Here is a 24008-nt window from a genome sequence, read left to right on the forward strand (position 1 = left end):
TATCAACAATGACAGGTCAAGAAATTATAGCAAACTTACCATATTCTAAACCCTTTCTATTTGTAGACGAATTAATTGCAATTAATGAAAATGGAGTAGAAGGAACCTATACTTTTGATGAAAATCTTGATTTTTATAAAGGACATTTTAAAGATAATCCCTTAACTCCAGGAGTTATTTTAACGGAAGTTATGGCGCAAATTGGTTTGGTTTGTTTAGGAATTTTTTTATTGGATGATTCATTTAATAAAAACACTTCAATCGCTTTAACATCAACAGAAATAGAGTTTTTAAAACCTGTTTTTCCTAATGAAAAAGTAACCGTAATTTCAAAAAAAGTATACTTTAGATTCGGGAAATTAAAATGTAAAGTAATCATGAAAAACGAAAAAAGAGAAGAGGTTTGTACAGGAACAATTGCAGGAATGATAGTTTCAAGGAGTGAAATAACTTAATATTCTTAATGCCTTAATGGTTTAAAATTAATCTTTTGTATGGAAAAAAGAGTAGTTATAACGGGTCTTGGTGTTGTTGCTCCAAATGGAGTAGGACTTGATGCGTTTACACATGCCATCAAAAACGGAATTTCAGGAATTAAGCACGACGCTGAGTTGGAACGATTGCAGTTTTCATGTCAAATAGCTGGAAAACCAGCCATTTCTACTGAACTGGCATTGCACTATTTCTCGGAACTAGAGTTGCGTAACTTCAATTCTACGGGGATTTTATATGGAGTAATTGCCGGAATAGACGCTTGGAAAGATGCAGGATTATCTTTGGAAATAAAAGAAGAACCGGATTGGGACTGCGGAACTATTTTTGGCACAGGAACATCAGGAATTGATAAATTTCGCGAAAGTATTTACAAAATTGATGATTTTCAAACGCGTAGACTAGGCAGTACCGCCGTAGCTCAAACCATGAATAGTGGCGTGAGTGCTTATCTGGGAGGGAAATTAGGACTAGGAAATCAAGTCTCCACTAATTCGTCGGCTTGTACAACTGGAACCGAAAGTATTTTGATGGCGTATGAGCGTATAAAATCAGGTCAGGCTAAACGCATTTTAGCAGGAAGTACAAGCGATTCCGGACCATATATTTGGGGTGGATTTGATGCGATGAAAGTCTGTACTTTTAAACATAATGAAAATCCAGAGCAAGGCTCAAGGCCAATGTCTGCCAGTGCTTCAGGATTTGTTCCCGGAAGTGGAGCAGGAGCTTTAGTTTTAGAAGATTTAGAAAGCGCATTGAATAGAGGTGCTACAATTTATGCTGAAGTTTTGGGAGGGAATTTAAATTCTGGCGGGCAACGAGGTTTAGGAACTATGACTGCTCCAAATCCTATTGCTGTACAGAAATGCATTCAAAATGCTTTGGCAAATGCTGGAATTTCAGCCAATGAAATTAATGCAATCAACGGACATTTGACAGCCACTTCCAAAGACAGTTTAGAAATTCAGAATTGGAGTGAAGCTTTGGGCAGGAAAGGAAAAGATTTTCCATACATAAACTCTTTGAAATCAATGGTAGGTCATTGTTTGTCTGGAGCGGGAAGTATAGAAAGTGTGGCTTCGGTAGTGCAATTGCATCAAGGATTTGTTTTTCCGAACATCAATTGTACCGATTTACATTCTGAAATTACAGCAATAATTGATGAATCAAGAATACCACAACAACTGATTGAAAAGGAATTAAATATAATTGCAAAGGCCAGTTTTGGTTTTGGAGATGTCAATGGATGCGTAATTTTTAAGAAATACATTTAATCACAAATTTACAGCTAATCTCGAACTGAAAACAGTAACAAAAAGTAAAAAATTATGAATAAAGAACAAACAATTGAAGAATTAAAGAACATAGTAAAGCCGTATATTCAAAATCAAGAAGCTTTTGATGGGCTTACAGAAAACACTGATTTTATAAATGATTTGAAAATCAATTCTGCTAATTTAGTAGATGTTATTTTAGATATCGAAGAGAAATATGACATTGTAATTGATAATGAGGCTATGGAACGCATGGTTAATGTAAAAGCAGCAATGGAAATTATTGAGAATAAATTATCAGAAAAAAATTCGTGAATTAGCAGTAAAAAAATGATTGGAAACGACATAGTAGATTTGGCTTTAGCCAAAAAAGAAAGCAACTGGCAACGAAACCGATTTTTAGATAAAATATTTACTAAAAACGAGCAACAAATTATTTTGAATGATGCGAACCCAGAAATCATGGTTTGGAATTTATGGTCCAGAAAAGAGGCGGCTTATAAAATCTACAATCGGGAAACAGGAATTCGCGGTTTTTTCCCTTTACAATTAGAATGTTTTTATGAAAATGAAAATTCAGGTTCAGTTTCGATAAAAAGGAAAATCTATTTCACCCAAAGCAAAATCGAAAACGATTCAATTTACACGATTGCTGTTGTCGAAAAAGAATATTTTAAAAAGATTAAAAGCATTAATCCGGCTGTTGAAATTTTAAAAAAAAATGGAATTCCTTTTATAATTGATGAGCAAACTAAGTTGATTCAACCAGTTTCTATAAGTCATCACGGACGATTTTGGGAAGGAATTAGTCTGATAGACTAAAACAAAGATTACTTTATCCCCAGTCTAGATTTTAATTTCAAAAACAACAAAGCTGTTTTGTAAGCATCTTCAGCAGATGAATTCCGGTCACTTTTAGGAATATTATATACGGTACAAAGTTCATCAAGAGAGAATTGTTTATCATTAATATCATGCAGTTTTCTGTGCATAATATCAACATCCAAAGCTTCGTTTTTCAATCTTCCACAGTCTAGTCTTTCTAATGCTGCATTAATCATTTCTACATCAAAATCAATATGATGGCCTACTAAAACCGAATTTTGGATAAATTCAATCAACAATTTTATAGCTTCTGATTCTCCTAGTTTTTTCATTTTACTCTCTACCAAAAATTCATTTGAAAGACCATTGTCATGAAAAAATTTGTATTGTAACAAAACTGCTTCAAAACTATCACCAATAACAATGCTATTGTCGATTACTGAAAAAGAACCAATTGATAAAATAACATCTTTGTCTGGATTTAAGCCCGAAGTTTCTGTTGATAAAACAACAAAACGTGTTGATTTCTTATCAAATTTAGAAAGATAAGTTTTCCAAAATTCTGGATATTCTTTATTAATATTTTTTAACCAGTCTAACATAATTATGAAAATTGAGTAAGTTGAAATTTATTTTTTATTAATTCTTCCAATTCTCTCATAGGAGCTAAAGCATTTTTTAATTTTTCTTTATCAATTTTTGATAATTCATTCAAATTTATAAATTGGCCTGAACTATCATTTTTCAAACCCTCCAATGTTCTTAATTTTGATAAGACCAAAAAGGCTTCAGCGCAATTAAGATAAATTTCAGCATGTTTAGGATCAGCAATTGCTAACTGCTTGAATCGCTGAAAGGTGTTATTGATTCCTCGTATGTCAAAATTTAAGGTAAATAAACGGGCACCATCAATCAATGGCATTAGTGCACGTGTTTTTATATCAAATTTATCTTTGTTTGGACCTTCTTCTTCAACATTAAAATTTTTGAAAAAAGTCAGTGGTGAATTTTTTCTTAATGCATCATTCCCTAAGAAGTCAAAAAACAGAGTATTGTTTTTCGCATTTTTAAAAACAACATTTCCAATGGCATCTTCAATTCTTTGTTCTCCAAAAGTGATTTCGTAATCAAAGAAAATACTGCTTAAATCATTACTATTTTCACCTGGAGTATTCATCCAGCTATCATATTGTTTAGTCCAATCAGTCAGTGATTTACACCAAAGCATGTTGCTTCCCATATGCCCATTTGGACACAATTCATAACCTATTTTTTCTAGTGTTGCAGTTGTCTTTTTTCCAAGTTTAAGGAAATAATCTTTTACTTCACGATATTTTTCAGCAGCAACATCTTCAAAAATTAAAATGCTGTCCTGATCCGTCAACAGTAACTGTTCTTTTCTTCCTTGACTTCCAATACTTAACCATGCAAAACGGGCAGGAGGTGAGCCTAAATCTAAAATAGATAATTCTACAGAACGTTTAATTATTGCTAAATTAATTTCGCTGGCAATATTAAAAACGTGAGAAAGCGGTATGTTTTTAGAAATAGAAGTTTGAACCAAATCTGTTAAACGCTCTCGTATTTGTTTTAATTCTTTAGGGTTTTGTGATCGCTTAATCTCTTTAATTAAAACACCAGGATTATTCGCTTGGGCAGCTATTAAATCATGTTCGGAAATGATTCCTTTCACATCAGATTTATCAGTCCCGTCTAGCGTTACACATAAATGAGTTACATTGTGTTTCAACATCAGTAATTGAGCTTCGGCCAAGGAAACATTCTCGACAACAGTAATTACTGGGGATGACATGATTTTATCTACAGAAACGGTTACAGGAAATCGGCCAGTTGCAATTTTGGAACGCATATCACTGTCTGTCACAATTCCGATAGGGAAATTATTGTCACAAATGATAATGTTGTTTTTTAATGTTTCTGTCATTAACTGAGCAACTTCTTGTACAATTGCAGTAATTGATGCTTTTAATGGTGAAATATTATAGGATAAAGATTGAAAATATTGCATTTCTGATTGTTGGTCAGAATAGAAAACATTGTCAGATATGAGTTTGCCTTTTAGATTTTCTTTGTCATTTGGATTTCGTGTATTTGTTGCAAAACTCTCCAGCAAAAAGTTTAGAACTTCTGAATTATTGACTACAAAAGGACGGAAAGTAGCGATTGGTATAGCATAAACAATACTTTCTTCTCTAGCTTTGGCGGTCATCATGTAATTATTCTTAGCAAAAAAGGGACGTAGCCCAAAAATATCACCTTCATGACACTTATTCAATAAAGTTTCTTCGGCATCTGAAATCACAGATAAATTAATAGTACCTGAAGCAACTACATAAAAACTGTCGTGCAATACATCATTAATTTGGAATAATGTTTTATGTTTTTCCAAATTTACAACGCGAATGCTGATTGCAATTTCAGATAGCTCTTCAAATGTCAAGTGATTAAATGGTGGATATTCCTTTAAAAAATCAGCAATGTGCTCAGCAATTGTATTCATAGTTTGGCAAATAAATAATCTATATTTCTGTAAAAATAACAAATTTAAAAATTATAACACTACCAATAAAGAGGCAAAACAGTTAAATTATACATTACTTAATTTTTTCATAAATTAAAAGGGCAATATGATGAATTATAGCAACTTTTTTTACTTTTATAGCTTAACTAATACATTTAAATTATGAAATTACTTAGAAAAATACATTTTTCTTTTATCGCATTATTGATTGTAAATTTTATTAATGCGCAGGACAAACCCATATCAACAAAGGAAGTTGTAACCGGGAAAATTAATGGAGCTACAATCACCATTAATTATGGAAGTCCTTCGGTAAAAGGCAGAGAGATTTGGGGAAAATTAGTGCCATTTAATCAAGTTTGGCGTGCCGGAGCGAATGACGCAACTACTTTTGAAACTGATAAAGAAGTAACTATTGAAGGTTCAAAATTACCAGCTGGTAAATATTCTTTTTTTGTTATTCCAAATGAAAAAGAATGTGTAATCATTTTCAATAAAGAAGCTAAACAATGGGGCGCTTATAAATACAAAGAAAAAGAAGATCAATTAAGAGTTACGGTTAAGCAAAAAGTTGCTAAAGCAAAAGCTGAAAAGTTAGTTTACGTTATCGAAAAAAATACGGTTTCGTTGAATTGGGATAATTGGACGATACCATTTTCAGTAAAGTAAGTAAATAGATTTTTATAATTTTTTAAACAGCATCTACAGATGCTGTTTTTTTATGGTAAATGTATTGGTTTTTACAAAGTCTATTTTACATAATATAAATTATAGTGCATTACTATATTTTATAACACTGGCAGTCAATTGTTTAACATTAATAATTATTATATGTTTAACACTGGCTTAATAGATTCGCTAAAAATACGGGTCAAGCTTGACAAAGTTCAGATACTAGACCAACGATTAATAACTGATTATATCGCTTATTATCCAAGCATACAGGAATTAGACAATGAAGGAATAGTAAACGAATATTTAGGCGATTCATTCAGAAAAGCCGAACCTTTTGTAAAAATCGTAAACGGTATAACTTACCGTATTTATATAAAAGCATTTATAGATGCAAAAAAGATGGCTCATGAATATGTAGTTTTCCAAATTTCTGCCAAAATGCTCAAGCAAAATTATTTCGAGGGCATCACATATAAAAATTACGCTTCTATTGTTGACGATATAAATGACTTTGGTGTACTGAAAATTTCCAAAAAAGATTTTTTACAGGGTTTAGTTTCAGATATTGACATCTGTATTAATCAATTAATTGACTTAAAAAGCTTAAAAACTGCATTCAGTTTTATACTTCAAAATCCAAATTCTGGAAAGCTTCCCCTTATTCATCACATTTCACAATCTAACACGCAAAAAAACACATTCAACTTAGGAATGGATTTTAACAAACGTGAAAAAGCAAGCAATACCGCTCCATACTGTAAAATCTACCACAAAGGATTTGAATTGCTGTCTAAATCAATAGTATTCTATAAAGCATACTTAGAACCTATGAAAGCGTCTATTGTAGACAATTTGGTTCGTTATGAATTTACCATTAAAGCGCATAAACACAAAGAATATTTAATAAATAAAGGCTTTAAAGCTGATTTTAAAACCCTTTTTGATTTGTTAAGTTCCAACCCCAAAGATTTAAAAGCAATTGCGCAAAGTGGCTTAAAACACTATATAGAACCAAAACAAAAGTCTAACGTAGATAAAGAACTAAGTCCTATGGATATAATGGTACAGTTTTATCAAGAAAATTTAATCAAACTCGGATTTGACGAAGAAAAGCTTTTAGGATTCACTTATTCTATTGATTGCCCTGTAGCAAAATCAAGAACAAAATCAAAAGCAAAAAAATTAATTGATGATTTAAAAAACAGAGATAAAAATATTAAAGCAGAAATTCTGCAAAATGACCGTTCAAGTAACTTTTTAAAAAACCTCGGAATATGATACAAAATCGCTTTTATTATTGTCCAATAATTGGATTAATAATTCTACCATTTAACCCACTAAAAAAGAAATTTCCTCTAGTGAAAAGTATTTTTTTAACTGGGCAAAAAAGAAGCTTAAAATCACTAAAAAACTAACCTACCAAAACAGGCAAAATCCCGACTAATGATAGTCGGGATTCATTTAACATATTTGTTAATCGTAAATTTTAAAAACTATGGCTCAAAAATGCGAAAATTGCAGTTATTTCGATAGCTCAAAACATCAAAAAGACTCACGTACTAATCATGTCGGAATTTGTACAAAATGGACTGAAATAACCTTTAAATGGGAAACATGCAAACAGTACTTTTCAAATGAAAATAAAAGCGAAAAAGAGATATTTATCCCTTTGGTAGATGTCGTAAAATTACCTCCAATAACACAACTAACTTTATTTTAAATGACAACAACAACACGCAACGCAATTGTGTTTTACATCATAGTTGTAATAATCATAATAAGCATCAGAATACTAACCCCAAACTCAAACCTATAAAAAAGGGGAGTGTCTCACCACTCCCCTACTAATAAACCAATGTTATGACTTCGCAAAAAGAATACACCGATTATCAAAAAATTACAAGTAAAGATATTGAAATTCTATTAATATCAATTAGCAGTAAAACTGCTCAGCAGTATCTAACGGACATAAAGAAAGAATACGAATTAAAAATAGTACTATTTCAACACTTCAAAAAGTACTTTAAAATCTGCGAAATTCCCCCTCTTTCCCTAAATAATACCTAGAACCCTAAAAGCCGATATTCTCGGCTTTTATTATTTCAAAATTTGTGCCAATAATAATATTAATCAAAATGAAATAAAATGGAATTATTTAATTCACAAGGTTTAAGCGTAACCAAATCCCCCGTTTTACTTGTCACAAAGTCAATTGGTGCGCTTATCATTTCTTCAACATTAGATGTTGAAGCATTGACAACAGAGCAGATAAAAGTTGAAGTTGAAAAAGCTACAGGAAACGAAGAAATCACAAAGGGTTTCATGTTGTTGTCTGATTTTATTTACATGACTACTTTCAATGGTGATGCTGTAACTTCTGACGAAGTATACAAGACTACTGCTGAATGTGAAATTTGCGAAGATGGAGCAATCCAGTTGGGCGAAAAAGATGTAATTAAAGTGCAAATGCAAGGTTTGAAAACTGCTGAAACGTATGTTATCAATGGTATTGAAATGCCACAAACATCACACAAAACGCTTTCTTTCGAAAACAAGTCAATGGCTTCTGACGAAAAAAACAAATCTTTTGATGTTGCCGATTGTGATTTGGCAGTAATTGACAATTCAAACACAATTGAGGAAGTTTCTTATACTTTCTTTAATGATGTAGTTGTAAAGTACACTTTACATGAATTGCGTGTTTTGTCTCGTTCTGTTGACCCTGTGGCGTATGTGAAGCAAGACGGAACGCTTAAAGGTGCTTTTTCTGCAAAGTTGCAATTGCCATTGTTCGGTGTAAAAGCTATTGAGGTAAGAAAAACTCAAGGTGCTATTATTAATCTTATTGTAAGGCTTGAAGCCAATTAAAACATGGGATTCTTTAAGAAACTAGGAACAGCGGTAAAAAAGGGAGTAAAACAAATCTCCCTTAAAAACATTGTAAAAGTAGGTACGCCTTTTCTTTCAATGATACCAATAGTAGGCGGTTTGGCTCAAGATGTTGTAGGCGGTGCAAGTGCAGCGCATGAAGCAAAAAAACAAGCAAAACAAGCGGAACAAGAGGGAAAACTCGAATTAGCACAAGCTTATGAAGCACAAGCCCAAGCATTAGCGCAACAATCGGGAGCGGTTGTAGGTCAGCAAGCGGGAAGCGTTTATAAAGCATTTGCTAAAGGAGCAACAAACGAAGCTATTGCTCAAGTGTCAGCAGGTACAAAAGAAGTAGCGGGGAACATTGGGGCTGAATTAGCAGACCAAAGTATTAAATCTTGGTTCAAAAAGCATATGACGGCTTTAATTGTCGGAGGAGTCGCTTTAATAGGCTTAACAGTAGTTTGGTTCAAAAAGTCAAAACCAAAGAAAAAAGGATGGTAAAACCATTAATCGGCACCTTAGGCATCGGTTTAATTGAGGGGGTGCAAAACATCCCCCCAATAAATGGAACAACCGAAATAATAAAGATAGTAATACAGGTTATTCTTGGACTTGCTACTTTATTTAAAATGTTCAAAAAACCAAAAGAGGTTATTAGTAACCAAAATCAACAACCCTAAAAAAATAAAAAATGTCAACATTTAAAGCAAGAATTTCAACCGATAGATTTAATCAGCCTTTCCAAGTGATAGGATGTAAAGACAAAAAAGGTTCAGGATTTTCAAAAGGATACGTAGAATTAGGCGGTAAACTTTACAAATTGGAACCTTCAAAAGCTACAAAAGATGGTGTTGAAGTGTGGATAAAAGTTACTCAAGTCAAAAAACAGACTCAGAGCTCTAGTATGTAAACCTATGCCCTTAGGGGCATAATAAAAAATCTCAATTATGAATAAAGTAAACGGAATTATAAACGGTTTAAAATTTCTTTTAAAGTACGGTGTCTACATTACGGCAATAATCGCAATAGTAAAATTTGCTATAGATACTTTTGAAGCAATCGAGCAAAAAGAAGGTGTAAAAAAGATAGAAAATGAGTAAATCTTTCTTGAATAATCACGCAATCAGAGGGTTAAGAAACAACAATCCCGGCAACCTTAAAAGGACTAAAGACGCTTGGCAAGGTAAGATTCCTTTCGTTCAGAGTAAAGATAAAACCTTCGAGCAGTTCAAAGATATTAAACACGGCATTCGTGCAATGTTGAAAGACTTGATACACGATATAAATAAAGGAAAAAACACGGTAAACGCTTTAATCAATGAATATGCCCCAACGTTCGAGAATGATACAAAGGCGTATATTCAAGCTGTTAGTAAAACTCTAGGAGTGCAACCAACACAAAAGCTAACCACGATAAATAGTAAATTCCTTATTGTTTTAGCTCGTGCGATAATGAAAGTCGAACTAGGCGCATCCCATACCTCGGTAACCGATGCAGACATCGAAGAAGCTTTACAGTTGCTTGGTGAGGTTTCAACCCCACAATTAACTGTAACCATTTCAAAAAGCAAATTGAAACCCTTACTTCCTGTACTGGTTTTCTTAGGGGTTTTTTTTTGCTCAATTTATACAATAATCTAAAATCTAAATCTAAAAAATCCAAATTATGGAAAAATTAAAAGCATTCTCAATCAAGAATCAAACAGAAATTTTACTTGTTTTAACGCTAAGCGTTTTAATCCTCGGGTATAAGGTTTTCGTACCGCAAAAGCGCTAAGATGCCTTTTTTATTACCACTATTAGCACTATGGCGAGAGATGAAAATTCTTTCGCTATTGGCTTTTCTAATCCTATTGTATATCGTTTCAAAACTATTTAAAGATGATAAAGAATAACAAAAATAAAACCGATATAGCAACTCAAGCAATCGAGTTTTTAAAAAAATATTGGCTATTCATTACGGCACTTTTAATAGGTATACCCTACTTAAAAAGATACATGGAGGAACAAGCCGAAAAGTCAAGGCAAGCGTCAAGCCAAGTTAAACTGGATGGACAAAAAGCAGATGCCGTGATAATTAAGGAAACCAAATTCCTAACAAATCTCAATCCGCTTACGCAAAAGGAAAGAAGATTAAGAATTACAGCTTCCAAAGATTTACATTCAGCATCCGCACAATTAGCTTCTGATTTTGGTGTGATTTACTCCGATTCTGGAAACTGGTATGACTTTATGAACCCTCGAGGGCTCTCCGAAAATGATACAGAAATAAGAAAAACACTTGTTTTATATCGCAATTACTTCGACAAACTAGAGAAATTATACTACGAAGTGGATACCAACAGTAGAAGCCTTAGAAAAGACATTTTGAAATATCTTGACGCTGACGAACTAAAATACTTACGTAAATACCTAAAAATTTAACTATGGTTACATTAGCTTACTTAACAAGAAATATGTCTTTAGAATTCATGCCTTTGCCTGTAGAGGGCGAATGTATAAGTTTACCGGAGGACTTAATTTTTGTAGCTTACATGGATGGCACAAAAATAATAAAAGAACCGTATGACTCCGTTTTAGAGTTTTCGAACATAGAGCGTTTAATTATGGGGTTAGATGCATTTGATTTGTCATTTGTAAAAGATTCAGATTTCAGAAAACAAAATACACAAGTTTGTCCATTAAACACAATCGATTTAGCTTTTCGATTAGAGGGAAATTTAGTCGGTTACGGTTATGTTTTTAGAGTTAAACCTAGTTTTAGGGTTGGGATTCGTTATCAGTTTCAAGCTGAGGAAACAGTAACAACAACAGAATTAACCTTTGTTGATATGGACCAAAAAGATGTCACACTAGAAGTCACGAATAAACTTTATGCGTATATCGCATTTATAAATTTAGATTCTAACCAAGTAATTAAGGTCGCTTATTTAAATCAAGACCGTTAATTTGTAAATTCAAAAAAATATGTATATTTGTCGTAACTTCAAAGAGGGGTAATAACTGCGCTAACAGTTCTCTCAATGATATAAATCAAATAACATGCAAAAATCGAACTATTTATATAATAGAACATTTCCAGATCTTGGGGGTGTTCTATTTTTTTTATCTCTTATCCAAATATCCCCTTTGTTTAATTTTTTTTATCTCTTATCTAAATGAGCATTTACGAGGGATTAAAAGATAAAAATGATTATTCAGTAACGGTCTACCACGGCAAAGAAAGAAGACTATTTACCGAGTATGTACATTCAATATACAGTTATTCTCACTGGCTTAAAAAACAGTCAATTACATGGGATTATTTATTGGTTTATGTTAGGAGAACAAGAAAGATACTTTGTTATTATAAAAATGGAGATTTTTTACACTCAAATCCTGATTTCCAAATAAGGGGTAGAATAAAACAAGGTTGGTAATATAAACAAAAAAAGAGCCTCAAACGTTACGCTAATAACTCGGCTCTCATTGATATAAATCTATGGCAAATATACACAAAAATTCTTTACATACTATAAATTATAGTTCATTTAAATACATGCATATAATATTACTTTACACTATACGTTTAATCATCAAACTCATATTTATGAAGTATCTATTTAAAACAAAAAGACACGAACAATGAGAATACATTATTCGTGTCTTTTTTAAACTTAAAATGTAACTATAATTTACTTAGATGATTTAAATGTACTATAGCCATAATAAGCAACTACAGCCAAACATATCAATGGTAAAATAAAAGAAAAATTGACTTCTGGGATAAAACCAAATAATTTAATATCTGCAAAACCTGAACCGCCTAAATCTAAAATACTTCCTTGTAAAACCGGCATCAGTGCGCCACCAACGATAGCCATGACTAAACCTGCAGACCCAATTTTTGCTTCGTCTCCCATATCTTTTAATGCTATTCCATAAATAGTTGGAAACATAACGGACATGAAAATAGAAATACAAACTAGCGAAATTAGCCCTGGCATTCCTTGTAATACAATCGCTCCGGCTGCGCAAATAACTCCTCCAACACCAAATAACATTAATATTTTTGAAGGATTTATCGTTTTCATTAAACCAGTTCCAATCCATCGGCCCATTAAAAATAAAATCATGGCCGCTATGTTGTAATATGTGGCTGTTAATTCTAATCCAAATGTTTTATTGATGTTGTCTACATATTGAAAAATAAAGGTCCAACACATAATTTGCGCACCAACATAAAAAGCTTGCGCAATTACGCCGTGTTTGTAATTTTTATTGGCAAATAACTTTTTAAATGATTCAGATACCGACATTTTATCTTCTTGTGCCGTTTTAGGCATTTTTGTTAAAATAATAATAATTAAAATTACTAAGACAAAAATTCCTAATCCAATGTATGGGATACTTATAATATCTAAATCATTTTCACGAATACTGGCCAACTCACTTGAAGTTAAAGCTTTATACGCTTCTTGTGTATAGTCATCTGATTTTATTTCTTTAATAACTAAAAACTGCGCCATCACTAATCCAGTTATCGCTCCAATTGGGTTAAATGCCTGCGCTAAATTCAAGCGTTGCGTTGCGGTTTCTTTATTTCCAAGGAATAAAATCAAAGGATTTGAAGTGGTTTCAAGAAACGCTAATCCACAAGTAATCACCCATAATGAAACAAGGAAAAATGTATAACTTTGGTAATGTGCTGCCGGATAAAATAAAAAAGCACCAGTTGCATATAAAATTAGGCCTAAAATTATTCCTGATTTATAACTGTATTTTCTAATGAATAATGCAGCCGGCAATGCCATGAAGAAATAACCAAAATAAAAAGCAAATTGTACTAATGAGGCTTGGGTATTAGAAAGCTCTGGCATCACTTTTTTGAAAGTAGAAACCATCGGAGTTGTTAAATCATTAGCTATTCCCCACAGCGCAAATAATATGGTTATTATAATAAATTGAAAAGCGAATTCCTTACTGACTACAGGGATTTTTTTGGATAGATTCATTGTTTGGTTTGTTTAATTTATTAATTTAAAATAGGTTCGGATTCTTTGACTTTATAATCTGTTTCTTCAAAACCAGATAAAAAATCTTCTATTTCAGATGGAGAAATCACAGGGTTTGCACCTTCGTTTTGAGCGACAATTGCGCCAATAGCACTGGCAAAATTAATGGCGTATTGAGGATCTTTTCCATTGAGCAACATTATGATTAATGAAGCTAAAAAAGAATCTCCGGAACCCACGGTATCAACTACATTTACTTTGAAACCACAATTGTGATAAAAAGTATTATTGCAATACAATACAGCGCCATGAGATCCTAAAGTGACACAAACCGTATCGGTATTAGTTTCTTTTGCAATGAATTTAATATTTTGCTCCAATGACCTTTTATTCGAATTTAAATCTTCGCAAATTTCATTTAACTCATCATCGTTAAACTTAATGAAATCAGCTGCATGCAATAAATCCAAAACATTTTTCTTAGTGTAATGCGGGACTCTTAAATTCACATCAAATATTTTATATTTTGCTACTGCTAAAAGTTGTTCCAATGTTTTTCTGGAAACAGAATCTCTTGAAGATAAACTCCCATAGACAAAAAAGTCTGCTTTTTCAACAATTGAAATATTATCTTTTGAAGTTTCAATTTTGTCCCAGGCCGATGGATAATTGATGTCATACGAAGCATTTCCTTTTTCATTCAAAATAACGTTGACTAAGCCTGTTGGATAATTATTCTTTACTTGAACAGCATCGGTGTTAATTCCTGAAACATTCAAATATTCTATTAATTCTTTTCCGTTTAAATCGTTTCCTACTCCACTGATAACGGAAACCTCCCCTCCTAGCGAATTTAGTCTTGAAGCTACATTTAGCGGAGCTCCACCAATTTTTTTATGCTCGAGAAAAACATCAAAAAGGATTTCTCCAAAACAAACACCGTTTAATTTCTTTTTCATTTTTTTTTGATTTTTATTATAAAAAAAGTAATGAACAATTACTTTTTTTAGGTTTATTTATAGTTGATTTGTATACCATTTGTCTACCATTTTCTTCATAAAAGCAAGACTACCTTTGGCGAGATCTTCTGAGTTGTATTTAGAAGGTCTCCACAAGGAAGTTGGTCCAACTAATGCTGTAATTTCTGAAGAAAAATTCTCCAGAACAAGTGGTCCTTGATAGTTAATAGCTGCCAAAGCTTTGAAAAAATCATCCCAATGCACGTTTCCCTCGCCAGTCATACCCCGATCACTTTCCGTTATATGTACATGTTTCAATCTGTTTCCTGCACGAATAATGGAATCATAAAAATTACGTTCTTCAATATTCATATGAAAAGTATCCAGATGCAATCCTATGTTAGGTTTTCCAATAGATTCAATCATATCAAGCACTTCATCTGCAGCAGTAAAAACGTAACTTTCATACCGATTAATGGGTTCGGGAGCAATAGTGATATTTCTTTTGTTGGCATAATCAGCAACTTCCGTAAATACTTGTTGAATGATTATTTTTTCCTCTTTGGTACAAGGATTTTCGGTAAACGTTCCAATGGCGGAATGCAAAACTCCTCCTAAAAAATCACCGTCCATTTCGGCTACTTTCTCAAGAGCTGATTTAATAAGCAATGTCGCTTGCTCCGGATAAAAAGGAATGTGACAGTTTGCGGGTAAATTCAATGTACAACGACCTGAAATACGATTATCGTTAAGTAGTTTTTTTGTTGTTTTAGCATCGAAATCTAATGAACTTGGCAAGATTATTTCAAGCATATCAAAACCATATTCTGCGGTCTTTTCTATTGCAAAACGTCCTCCATCGACACTCCATCCGGGGATAAATGATAAAATTGTTGTTCCAAAAATTGGCATATCTATATAATTTTGAATTTATTTCTTAAAATAACCACCATTCCGTTTTTACTCCAATAAAAGAGCCCCAACGTTTTTGGTTCACTTGTAAAAAAGGAGAATAGTTATGATTGCTGGCGTAATCGTTGTAGTGCGCTAACGTGTAAACAAGACGAATATGTGGGCGACTCCAAGGGTCTTTTTTTCCTAACGGAACTATGGTAGGAACAAAAGAAAATTTCCACATATTGGCTTCTGGATTATCACCATCTTTTCGTAAGGCATAATGCACTTCTTCAATCAAATGCAACCACTTCGTTACATAATAGAAGCTTCTGAAACCAACAACGAAATCCGTTTTTTGATTATATAATTGATTACCATTGAAATACTCGTCCGTATTCGTATTAGCAGAACCGCCTTTGCTTTTTGTGAAAACGCCATATCCGTTGATGCTGAATTTCTGCGAGAGGTTTAACAGAAAATGTTCCACCATGGTAAAGGAATAGGCATTTGTATATTTGCCTTCAGAATCGGGAGCTCCGTAAGTTGCCCAAGTAAAAGTGTTTCCGTTATCACCTCCATTTGCAATACCGGAACCATATCGTACTGAAAGCTGATTGAACGAACCCGGTAAAGCGGTTTTGAATAGATTATTGTATTTAATTCCAGCTACCCAACCGTTATCCGAGGGATAATTTTTAGAAGCATTTTTCGAATTGGCAGAAACATAATGAAACTCCCCCAAAAGTTTAATTACATTATCATTTTTTAAGTGAATACTGTGTTCGCCAATCCAAACCATGCGTTGGCGAATAGCAGGATTTGTTGCCCCGGCAACGGTAACTTCATAATTATAAGGATACACATTTGTTGAATCAGCAGAAGCTGGCATCAACATGGTTAGTTCTGTGTTTTTGTGGCTAACGCCAAAACCTTGCGCAGAATGATCATCAAAATAAAAGTAATCACTGATATGAATGTCATCATAGCGACGAAAACGGGATCCTGCCCAGGCAGACCATTTGCTTCCCATGATATTTCTGGCTTCAATATAGGCTTCGGGAAGAATAAATGTCAACCCATTATTAGAACGGGAACTTACATTTCCCACAAACTGACCATTGGCAGAATACATTCCCAAACGCATTTGGAACGTTACGTTTGTGCTGTCTTTACCGTCAATTTTTGGAGAAAAGTGTATTGCAGGTAATATATCGATGTAATCCGTTTGTTCTAAACGCCCGCCTAAGGAACCTTGACCGGAAAGATTCAAAGGTTTCCACATATTCCCTTCCCCATTTGGCGAAAGCCCAACACCGATTCGACCTGTTGTGCCTAATGAAAAATTCGAATTAGTTTTAACCACCTGTGAATAAATTGGCATGAACAGTATTGAAAATAGGAATATAAAAAGTGTTTTTTGCATAGAAGTTTTATTTTAAAAAATGGCTCAAATAAGTTTTTGGTGGTTTGAAATTTTATGAACGGTAACTATTATATACTTAAATTTTGTTTTTAATGCTCATAATATATCAAGTATGCGAATCGATTTCAGGTCTAAAATTTAGTTTTACAAATATTATAAAAGCTTTTCAATATTAAGCGTCATTTTGATTATTATTTTTCAAATATATTGTTTTTTTTTAATTAGCAATAAAAAAAGCTTGCAAAATATCTATATATGCTAAAAATTAGTATAATAATGCATTTTTTTAATAAATATAAATCAATTTGTTATAAGATTAATATAACGTAATAGTGACGTTTAATTACAAAAGTAATCTGTATTTTAGAAAATATTTAATTATAAATAAATCATTAGTTTTGTAGTAGGAAAAGATGTTGCGTAACATTGCCTTTTTCAAAAATTATTTATATTCTCACTCTTTATTATGTCTAAAATAATTCCAAATATATCTGTAGACTGCGTCGTTTTTGGTTTTGACGGCACTACTAAATCTCTTAACGTATTATTGATAAAACGCTATTTAGAATCTAAAGAAAATTTAGAGCCTCTTGTTGACGATTATGTTCTTACGGGCTACCATACGTTTGAGCAGGAAACCATAGATGAAACTGCAACCAGAGTTTTGAAGGAGTTAACAGGACTTGATAATGTTTATAAAAAACAATTTAAAGTTTTTGGAGACCCAAATCGTTTGATGAATGAAAAAGATGTTATTTGGGCCCAAAATGAAAATTTCAACCAACGTACTATAACAATTGCATATTATTTTTTATTGAAAACTCAAGAAGTGAATTTAGAAAATAACAGATATGAAGCACAGTGGTTTCCTGTGAATGATTTACCGGAATTGGGATTTGATCACAAAGATATTATCAATGAAGCCTATGCTGATTTAAAAGAAAAAGCACTCTACAAACCTATTATTTTTGAACTTTTGCCTGATAAATTCACTTTCAATGAATTACAGGACACTTATCAATCTATACTAGGAAATGAAATTGACAATCGTAATTTCAGGAGAAAACTGCTAACGAAAAAGTACATTATTGCACTAGATGAAAAGCAAGTTGGGGTTTCAAAAAGACCTTCACAGCTCTTTATGTTTAGCAAAGATGTTTATCAAAAAATGTATAAGGAATCTTATTTAATCAATATTTAAATTGTTGTTTTCTTTTTAATGATTGATTTCAATTTATTATATAAAGTAGGAAAGTGTTTCGATTAGGATGTTAATTATTTACCTTTGCAAAAAATTAAAAAATCCCAATTTTTATGAGCGATTCCGAAATGACAAAAACAAGATATATCAAATTGATCCTGATTTTAGGCTCACTAACAGCTTTAGGTCCTTTTTCAATCGACATGTATTTACCTGGTTTTGCAGGAATTGCAAAGGATTTGAATACATCGGTTGCCAATGTTTCGATGACTTTGTCCAGTTATTTTATCGGAATTTCCGCAGGACAATTGCTTTACGGACCATTATTAGACCGTTTTGGCAGAAAGAAACCTTTATTTATAGGACTATTAGTTTACATATTAGCGTCATTAGGTTGTGTTTTTGTAACTGATATTGATACTTTTATTGGATTACGATTTATTCAGGCTATTGGTAGTTGTGCAGCTACAGTAGCTTCTGTATCTATGGTTCGGGATTTGTTTCCAGTAAAAGATATTCCAAAAGTATTTTCTTTACTAATGTTAGTTGTCGGGCTTTCGCCAATGTTAGCGCCTACAGTTGGAGGTTATATTACTGAAGATTATGGCTGGCATACAGTCTTTTTTATATTGATGTGTATGGGGATTTTAATTCTTCTAGCAGCTCAAATTGGCTTACCAAATACTTTTAAGCCAGATACTTCAATTTCATTAAAACCAAAACCAATTATTACAAATTTCATCAGTATTGTAAAAGAGCCTCAGTTTTATACTTATGCTTTTACTGGCGCCATAGCTTTCTCTGGCTTGTTTACTTATGTTGCGGCCTCTCCTATTTTATTTATGGATATTTTTAAGGTTGACGGAAAAACATACGGTTGGATATTTGCTTTTATGTCATTAAGTTTCATTGGTGCAAGCCAGCTTAATTCATTCTTGCTAAGAAAATTCACGAGTGAACAAATGATTTATGGTGCTTTAATTTCACAATCTTTCATTAGTATTTCATTTCTTATTTTGGCCATGAATGATCTTTTAGGCTTATACGAAACTATTGCTATGTTGTTTTTATTTTTAGCGTGCTTAGGAATTTCAAATCCTAATACAGCGGGACTTACCCTTGCTCCTTTTTCAAGAAATGCGGGAAGTGCATCTGCATTAATGGGTGCGATTCAGTTAGGATTAGGTGCTTTAGCATCTTTTACAGTGGGTATTTTTGTAAAAAATTCGATGTTGCCAATGGTTATCATTATGGCAGTTACAACAATTCTAGCATTGATAATTTTAATTTTCGGAAAACGAAACATAAAAAAAACTATCACAACTTCTCACGATGAGGGAATTGCAATAGTTCATTAATTATAGATTTGATTTATTGTTGTTTTGGCTCCGTTTTTATTTTTTTATCAGGTCTGATAATCATTCGCAAAGATTGATCTTTTGCGAAATAAGCAATCATCCAATTGAAGAATGTTTTCACTCTGTTGCGATACGTTATTAATGAAATCAGGTGAATAAATAACCATATTATCCAGGCAAAAAATCCTTTGAAATGCATTTTTGGTTTAGGTAAATCAACTACAGCCTTATTTTTCCCAATTATAGCCATAGATCCTTTATCGTTATATTTAAAGGGTTTTAATGGCTTTTTTTGACTCATTCGTTTAAAGTTATTTGCCAAATTAATACCTTGTTGAATCGCAACTTGTGCTACTTGCGGATGACCATTAGGAAAATAAGTATCAGTAAGTTGAATACAAGTATCGCCTATAGCATAGATATTTTCAGTAGCATTCACTTTGTTGAAGGCATCAGTAGCCATTCGTTTTCCGCGGCCATAACTTTCAGCTGGAATTCCTTCGAATATTTTTGCAGAAACTCCCGCAGCCCAAATTAAGTTCTTGGTTTGAATGGTTTCACCATTTCCAAAATACACGGTGTCATCAATATAATCCACCACAGTAGTGTTTAATTTTACCACAACACCTAATTTTGTCAGCGCTTCCAGCGTATCTTCCTGCGACGCTTTACTCATTGGAGATAACACAGCATTGGCGCCATCAACCAAATAAATATTACTTGCTGTAGTGCTTAATTCCGGATATTCTTTTAGCATAATATTTTTACGCATTTCAGCAAACATTCCTGACACTTCAACTCCTGTCGGGCCGCCACCGGCAACTACAATCGTTAACAATTTTCTGCGTTCGCGAATGTCTTTGCAAATGGCTGCTTTTTCCAAATTTTTTAGTAATGTATTACGCATCACGATTGCATCATTCAACGTTTTCATTGGAATAGCATTTTTCTTTACGTTTTCCATTCCAAAATAACTAGTTTCGGCGCCAGTGGCAAAAACTAGGTAATCGTATGTTAATTCTCCATTGTTGAGAATGATTTTATTTTCGGAAGGATTTACTTTTAATAAATTTCCCAGACGGAATTGTAGATTCTTTTTTCCAGAGAAAAATTTTCGAAAGGGATAACTGATACTTGACGGTTCTAAAAAAGCCGTTGCAACCTGGTATATAAGTGGGGCAAAGAAATTATAATTGTTTTTATCAACTAAAGTTACATTAATTCCTTTTTCATTTACCAGTTCTTTAGCAAGATTAATTCCTGCAAATCCTCCACCTATTATTACAATTTCCATAAAGTATTATTTAATTTTCAATCAAAAAAAAACATCCATAAATATAAGCTATTTATGGATGTAATTAAATTAACAAGTATTAAATAACTTATAAATTTCACTTCATTTTTTGTCTTTTAACTGGTTTTTCAGTTGGCTCATTTTTGTTTTGCAACAAATAGTTAGCTAATAATTTTTCGATTAATTCATCTTTAGTCAAATGATGAAATACTGTTTTTATTTTTTCTTTTAATTCTGCAGCAACATCATGGTTGGGTTTTGTCTTGAAAATTTGCTTCGCCCATAACAAAGTATTGTTTTCTTCGATACTGGCAACGGTTGGTTTTTTGAACTGAGTAAATTTAATCCCTAATTCTTTTTCGAAATCAGCGATTTCAACTACTTCTTCTGGTTGTAAAACTGTCAAAGAAAGTCCCTTTGCTCCTGCTCTGGCTGTTCTTCCGCTACGATGTACATAGGCTTCGTAAACATCAGGTAAATGATAATTAACCACATAAGAGATTTCTTTTACGTCAATTCCTCTTGCAGCTAAATCTGTTGCTACTAATATGTTGATATGTCCTTCACGGAATTGCTCCATGATTCTATCTCTAATTCCTTGCGATAAACTGCCGTGCAATGCACCTGAAGAAAACCTATTGATAGCTAAGTTTTTAGCTAATTTATTGACCGCTGCTTTTGTTTTACAAAAGATAATTCCGCGTTCTCCTTCTTTAGAATTCAGGAAATGCATTAAAACATCTAGTTTTTCAATAGGATCCACCACAATATATTCATGGTCAATTCCTTGATTTCCTATTGTTTCCATGTTGGCACTAACTTGCACCACATTTTTGTTCAAATAGTTCTGAATCAATTGTTTGATAGTTCCAGGCATGGTTGCCGAGAATAAAAAAGTATTATGAGTTACAGGTAACTCCGCAACAATTTCATCTAAGCTTTCTTTTAGGATAGTTACCATTTCATCGGCTTCATCAAGCACGAGGAATTTGGTTTCTTTTAAGTTGATGGCTTTGCGCTGAATTAAATCAATCAATCTTCCCGGAGTTGCCACAACAATATGTGTGGGTATTGCTAGTCGTTCTATTTGTGGTTTTATTGGGATTCCTCCGCAAGTTGCCGCAATAGAAACTTGTGGTAAATATTTAGCAAAATCTTCTAAGTTTCTAAAAATCTGGTGTCCTAATTCTCGCGTTGGTACTAAAATAACAGCTTGAATCACTGGTAAATCAGTATCAATTAATTGTAAAATAGGTAATCCAAAAGCTGCTGTTTTTCCAGTACCTGTTTTAGCAAGTCCAACCAAATCCGTAGTATTTGATAAAAGTAACGGAATTGTTTTTTGCTGAATTTCTGTTGGTTCAACAATTTTCAATTCGGTAATCGCTTTTAATATTGGTGCTGAAATTCCTAAATCAGAGAATTGTTTTGGCATTTTTTTGGATTTTATATTTTATAAAAAATAGTTGTTTTGTAAACGTAATTTTAGCCCCGATGGAAACGGCATCCTGTTGTGGTCTCGTTTTTCTACGAGACCACAACAGATATAGTGTACAGCGGGATTAGCTCCTTGAAAAGAAATTAATCTTCATCTGGTTCGTTCATGATTTTCTCACGATATTTTTTCCCTGTTAACAATACCAGTTTTAATTTGTAATCGTCAACAAGCCATTCGCGGTAATTTTTACTGCACTGACTCAAACATTTTGAATAACGCTTGATGCGGCAATCGATATCATCATCCAGCAATTTCCCTAATGCTTTTGCTTCTTGTAATGTATCCGAATTGTCTACGCACATGGCCGCGTGCTGCTCTAATGATTTTTCGAGTACTTCTTTGGAGCGTAAATTTTGCTTAATGATAAGTTTGTGTTCTTCATCAACATCAAAAGTTACTACTTCGGTTTTACTGAATTTTGCACGGATTTCAGGAGGCATACTGTATTTGAAGTACAATTCAATTTCAGTATCATCACGTAAATTTTCTAAATAAAACTCGGGTGATTTGAAGATGTGTTGCCAGTTTACAGGCTCGCTCCATAATCCAAATCGTGCGGCATTATTTCCTAAATCGATAACGCTAAAAGTATCTTTATTAGGTAATTTTCTGGAACCACGACCAATCATTTGGTAATATAATGTCAATGATTTTGTCGCTCTGTTTAAAATTATAGTTTCTACAGTAGGCTCATCAAAACCTGTGGTAAGAATCCCAACTGAAGTTAAAATGGCATCCGGCGTGTGCTTAAACCAATGTAAAATATCTTTTCTTTCCTCGTTATTGCTGGTGTTATCTAAGTGACGAATGGCATAACCTGCTTCTCTAAACGTTTCATATACATATAATGAGGTATTAATACCATTATTGAAAATTAAGGTTTTCTTGCCCAAAGATTTCTCAGTATACGCATGCAATAATTTTTCCTGCATAGCCATATTCGTGTATAAATCATCCGATGATTTTACCGTATAATCCCCGTTGATTCCTACTTTTAGGGAAGTCAAACCTACATCATAACTATAGGTGACTGCTTTAGCTAAAAAGCCATTAGCTATCAAAGAACTAATGGTGTCCCCTACTATTAATTCATCGTAGCTTTCATGCATTGGCAACTTGATATTCGAACTTAAAGGAGTTGCGGTAACTCCTAATATAAATGCATTTTTGAAAGAGCTTAATAATTTTCGGAATGAATTGTAATGTGCCTCATCAATAATTACTAATCCTACATTATCTAAATGTAGTTTTTCATCGTTGATACGGTTTTTCAAAGTTTCGACCATGGCTACAAAACAAGAATAATCGTTTTGATCCGGAAGTTCTTTTACTTTACTGTTTATGATTTTGTTTTTTACATCAAAACCTTTCAACATTTTTGATGTTTGCTTACACAACTCAATTCGGTGTGTTAAAACAACTACTTTTTTATCGTGTTGTGATAAATAACGGCGTACTATTTCTGAAAACACTACTGTTTTTCCACCACCAGTAGGCAATTGGTATAGCAAATGGTGTTGTGGCGGTGCATTATCTATACGTTCAAATATGGCATCAATATCGCCTTTTTGGTACGCATAAAGTTCTTTTTTGTCTTCGATTTCTATTTCTAAAGTGTTTTGGGACATTGCTTATTGTTGGATTTTTGCAAAAATACACCTAAAAAACAGTTTAATTGTCAATTTTAATTAAAAAAAATAGG

General features: G+C 32.9%; 25 protein-coding genes. 16 read left to right on the forward strand and 9 right to left on the reverse strand.

Annotated features, from left to right (window positions below):
• The first annotated feature begins 8 nt into the window (after positions 1-8).
• From ACNQF8_RS11665 to ACNQF8_RS11680, 4 genes are read left to right on the forward strand one after another with little or no spacing between them, the layout of a single operon-like run.
• Entirely contained in the window at positions 9-455 is a 447-nt protein-coding gene (locus tag ACNQF8_RS11665) for a 3-hydroxyacyl-ACP dehydratase FabZ family protein (RefSeq protein WP_417952433.1), read from the forward strand.
• A 39-nt stretch (positions 456-494) separates the two neighbouring features.
• Positions 495-1766, forward strand: a complete 1272-nt coding sequence (locus ACNQF8_RS11670; protein ID WP_417952434.1) for a beta-ketoacyl-[acyl-carrier-protein] synthase family protein — start codon at positions 495-497, stop codon at positions 1764-1766.
• A gap of 54 nt (positions 1767-1820) precedes the next feature.
• Positions 1821-2081: an acyl carrier protein gene (locus ACNQF8_RS11675; protein ID WP_417952435.1), complete on the forward strand. Its 261-nt coding sequence runs from the start codon at positions 1821-1823 to the stop codon at positions 2079-2081.
• A gap of 15 nt (positions 2082-2096) precedes the next feature.
• The gene (locus ACNQF8_RS11680; RefSeq protein ID WP_417953606.1) at positions 2097-2588 is read left to right on the forward strand and encodes a 4'-phosphopantetheinyl transferase family protein; all 492 of its coding nucleotides are present in this window, start codon (positions 2097-2099) and stop codon (positions 2586-2588) included.
• A gap of 8 nt (positions 2589-2596) precedes the next feature.
• On the opposite strand, the gene ACNQF8_RS11685 is transcribed toward ACNQF8_RS11680, so the two are convergent.
• Together ACNQF8_RS11685 and ACNQF8_RS11690 are read right to left on the reverse strand one after the other, a co-directional pair.
• Complete coding sequence (locus tag ACNQF8_RS11685) at positions 2597-3193, reverse strand: 3'-5' exonuclease (protein WP_315209833.1); 597 nt, start codon at positions 3191-3193, stop codon at positions 2597-2599.
• 2 nt (positions 3194-3195) lie between these two features.
• Entirely contained in the window at positions 3196-5112 is a 1917-nt protein-coding gene (locus ACNQF8_RS11690) for a DUF294 nucleotidyltransferase-like domain-containing protein (RefSeq protein WP_417952437.1), read from the reverse strand.
• 183 nt (positions 5113-5295) lie between these two features.
• Between ACNQF8_RS11690 and ACNQF8_RS11695 the strand changes: the two genes are divergently transcribed.
• The 10 genes from ACNQF8_RS11695 to ACNQF8_RS11740 all read left to right on the forward strand — a co-directional run bounded on the left by ACNQF8_RS11695 (position 5296) and on the right by ACNQF8_RS11740 (position 11630).
• On the forward strand, positions 5296-5802 hold the full coding sequence (locus ACNQF8_RS11695) for a DUF2911 domain-containing protein (RefSeq protein WP_417952438.1): 507 nt from the start codon (positions 5296-5298) through the stop codon (positions 5800-5802).
• Positions 5803-5964: 162 nt separating this feature from the next.
• Entirely contained in the window at positions 5965-7086 is a 1122-nt protein-coding gene (locus tag ACNQF8_RS11700; RefSeq protein WP_417953607.1) for a hypothetical protein, read from the forward strand.
• Between the two features lie 867 nt (positions 7087-7953).
• Positions 7954-8676: a hypothetical protein gene (locus ACNQF8_RS11705; RefSeq protein ID WP_417953608.1), complete on the forward strand. Its 723-nt coding sequence runs from the start codon at positions 7954-7956 to the stop codon at positions 8674-8676.
• Positions 8677-8679: 3 nt separating this feature from the next.
• Complete coding sequence (locus ACNQF8_RS11710; protein ID WP_417953609.1) at positions 8680-9183, forward strand: hypothetical protein; 504 nt, start codon at positions 8680-8682, stop codon at positions 9181-9183.
• The gene (locus ACNQF8_RS11715) at positions 9177-9362 is read left to right on the forward strand and encodes a hypothetical protein (protein WP_417953611.1); all 186 of its coding nucleotides are present in this window, start codon (positions 9177-9179) and stop codon (positions 9360-9362) included. The genes ACNQF8_RS11710 and ACNQF8_RS11715 overlap by 7 nt, the downstream gene beginning before the upstream one ends.
• Positions 9363-9373: 11 nt before the next feature.
• Positions 9374-9592 (forward strand): hypothetical protein, encoded by a 219-nt coding sequence (locus ACNQF8_RS11720; RefSeq protein ID WP_417953613.1) that lies wholly within the window; start codon positions 9374-9376, stop codon positions 9590-9592.
• A 37-nt stretch (positions 9593-9629) separates the two neighbouring features.
• Positions 9630-9782: a hypothetical protein gene (locus ACNQF8_RS11725; protein ID WP_417953614.1), complete on the forward strand. Its 153-nt coding sequence runs from the start codon at positions 9630-9632 to the stop codon at positions 9780-9782.
• Positions 9775-10323: a hypothetical protein gene (locus tag ACNQF8_RS11730; RefSeq protein WP_417953615.1), complete on the forward strand. Its 549-nt coding sequence runs from the start codon at positions 9775-9777 to the stop codon at positions 10321-10323. Before ACNQF8_RS11725 ends, ACNQF8_RS11730 begins: the two co-directional genes overlap by 8 nt.
• A gap of 240 nt (positions 10324-10563) precedes the next feature.
• Positions 10564-11106, forward strand: a complete 543-nt coding sequence (locus ACNQF8_RS11735; RefSeq protein ID WP_417953616.1) for a hypothetical protein — start codon at positions 10564-10566, stop codon at positions 11104-11106.
• A 2-nt stretch (positions 11107-11108) separates the two neighbouring features.
• Positions 11109-11630 carry a hypothetical protein gene (locus ACNQF8_RS11740; RefSeq protein WP_417953617.1) on the forward strand — a complete coding sequence of 174 codons (522 nt, stop codon included), beginning with the start codon at positions 11109-11111 and terminating at the stop codon, positions 11628-11630.
• A 726-nt stretch (positions 11631-12356) separates the two neighbouring features.
• On the opposite strand, the gene fucP is transcribed toward ACNQF8_RS11740, so the two are convergent.
• From fucP to ACNQF8_RS11760, 4 genes are read right to left on the reverse strand one after another with little or no spacing between them, the layout of a single operon-like run.
• Positions 12357-13676: an L-fucose:H+ symporter permease gene (gene fucP, locus ACNQF8_RS11745; protein WP_417952440.1), complete on the reverse strand. Its 1320-nt coding sequence runs from the start codon at positions 13674-13676 to the stop codon at positions 12357-12359.
• 20 nt (positions 13677-13696) lie between these two features.
• Positions 13697-14635 (reverse strand): carbohydrate kinase family protein, encoded by a 939-nt coding sequence (locus tag ACNQF8_RS11750; protein WP_417953618.1) that lies wholly within the window; start codon positions 14633-14635, stop codon positions 13697-13699.
• Positions 14636-14692: 57 nt separating this feature from the next.
• Positions 14693-15547, reverse strand: coding sequence for a sugar phosphate isomerase/epimerase family protein (locus tag ACNQF8_RS11755; protein ID WP_417953619.1), 855 nt, complete (start codon positions 15545-15547; stop codon positions 14693-14695).
• Between the two features lie 25 nt (positions 15548-15572).
• Positions 15573-16955: a carbohydrate porin gene (locus ACNQF8_RS11760; protein WP_417953620.1), complete on the reverse strand. Its 1383-nt coding sequence runs from the start codon at positions 16953-16955 to the stop codon at positions 15573-15575.
• A gap of 466 nt (positions 16956-17421) precedes the next feature.
• On the opposite strand from ACNQF8_RS11760, the gene ACNQF8_RS11765 reads away from it, so the two are divergent.
• Positions 17422-18156, forward strand: a complete 735-nt coding sequence (locus ACNQF8_RS11765) for an NUDIX hydrolase (RefSeq protein ID WP_417952444.1) — start codon at positions 17422-17424, stop codon at positions 18154-18156.
• A 128-nt stretch (positions 18157-18284) separates the two neighbouring features.
• The gene (locus ACNQF8_RS11770) at positions 18285-19514 is read left to right on the forward strand and encodes a multidrug effflux MFS transporter (protein ID WP_417953666.1); all 1230 of its coding nucleotides are present in this window, start codon (positions 18285-18287) and stop codon (positions 19512-19514) included.
• A gap of 13 nt (positions 19515-19527) precedes the next feature.
• Here the strand turns inward: ACNQF8_RS11770 and ACNQF8_RS11775 are convergent, their stop codons facing one another.
• The 3 genes from ACNQF8_RS11775 to ACNQF8_RS11785 all read right to left on the reverse strand — a co-directional run bounded on the left by ACNQF8_RS11775 (position 19528) and on the right by ACNQF8_RS11785 (position 23934).
• Positions 19528-20808, reverse strand: a complete 1281-nt coding sequence (locus ACNQF8_RS11775) for an NAD(P)/FAD-dependent oxidoreductase (RefSeq protein WP_417952445.1) — start codon at positions 20806-20808, stop codon at positions 19528-19530.
• A 97-nt stretch (positions 20809-20905) separates the two neighbouring features.
• Complete coding sequence (locus ACNQF8_RS11780; protein ID WP_417953621.1) at positions 20906-22243, reverse strand: DEAD/DEAH box helicase; 1338 nt, start codon at positions 22241-22243, stop codon at positions 20906-20908.
• Positions 22244-22389: 146 nt separating this feature from the next.
• Positions 22390-23934, reverse strand: a complete 1545-nt coding sequence (locus tag ACNQF8_RS11785; protein WP_315209858.1) for a DEAD/DEAH box helicase — start codon at positions 23932-23934, stop codon at positions 22390-22392.
• Positions 23935-24008: the final 74 nt, after the last annotated feature.

The sequence above is a fragment of the Flavobacterium labens genome, from assembly GCF_048286755.1.
In the GTDB taxonomy this organism is placed as follows: Bacteria; Bacteroidota; Bacteroidia; order Flavobacteriales; family Flavobacteriaceae; genus Flavobacterium.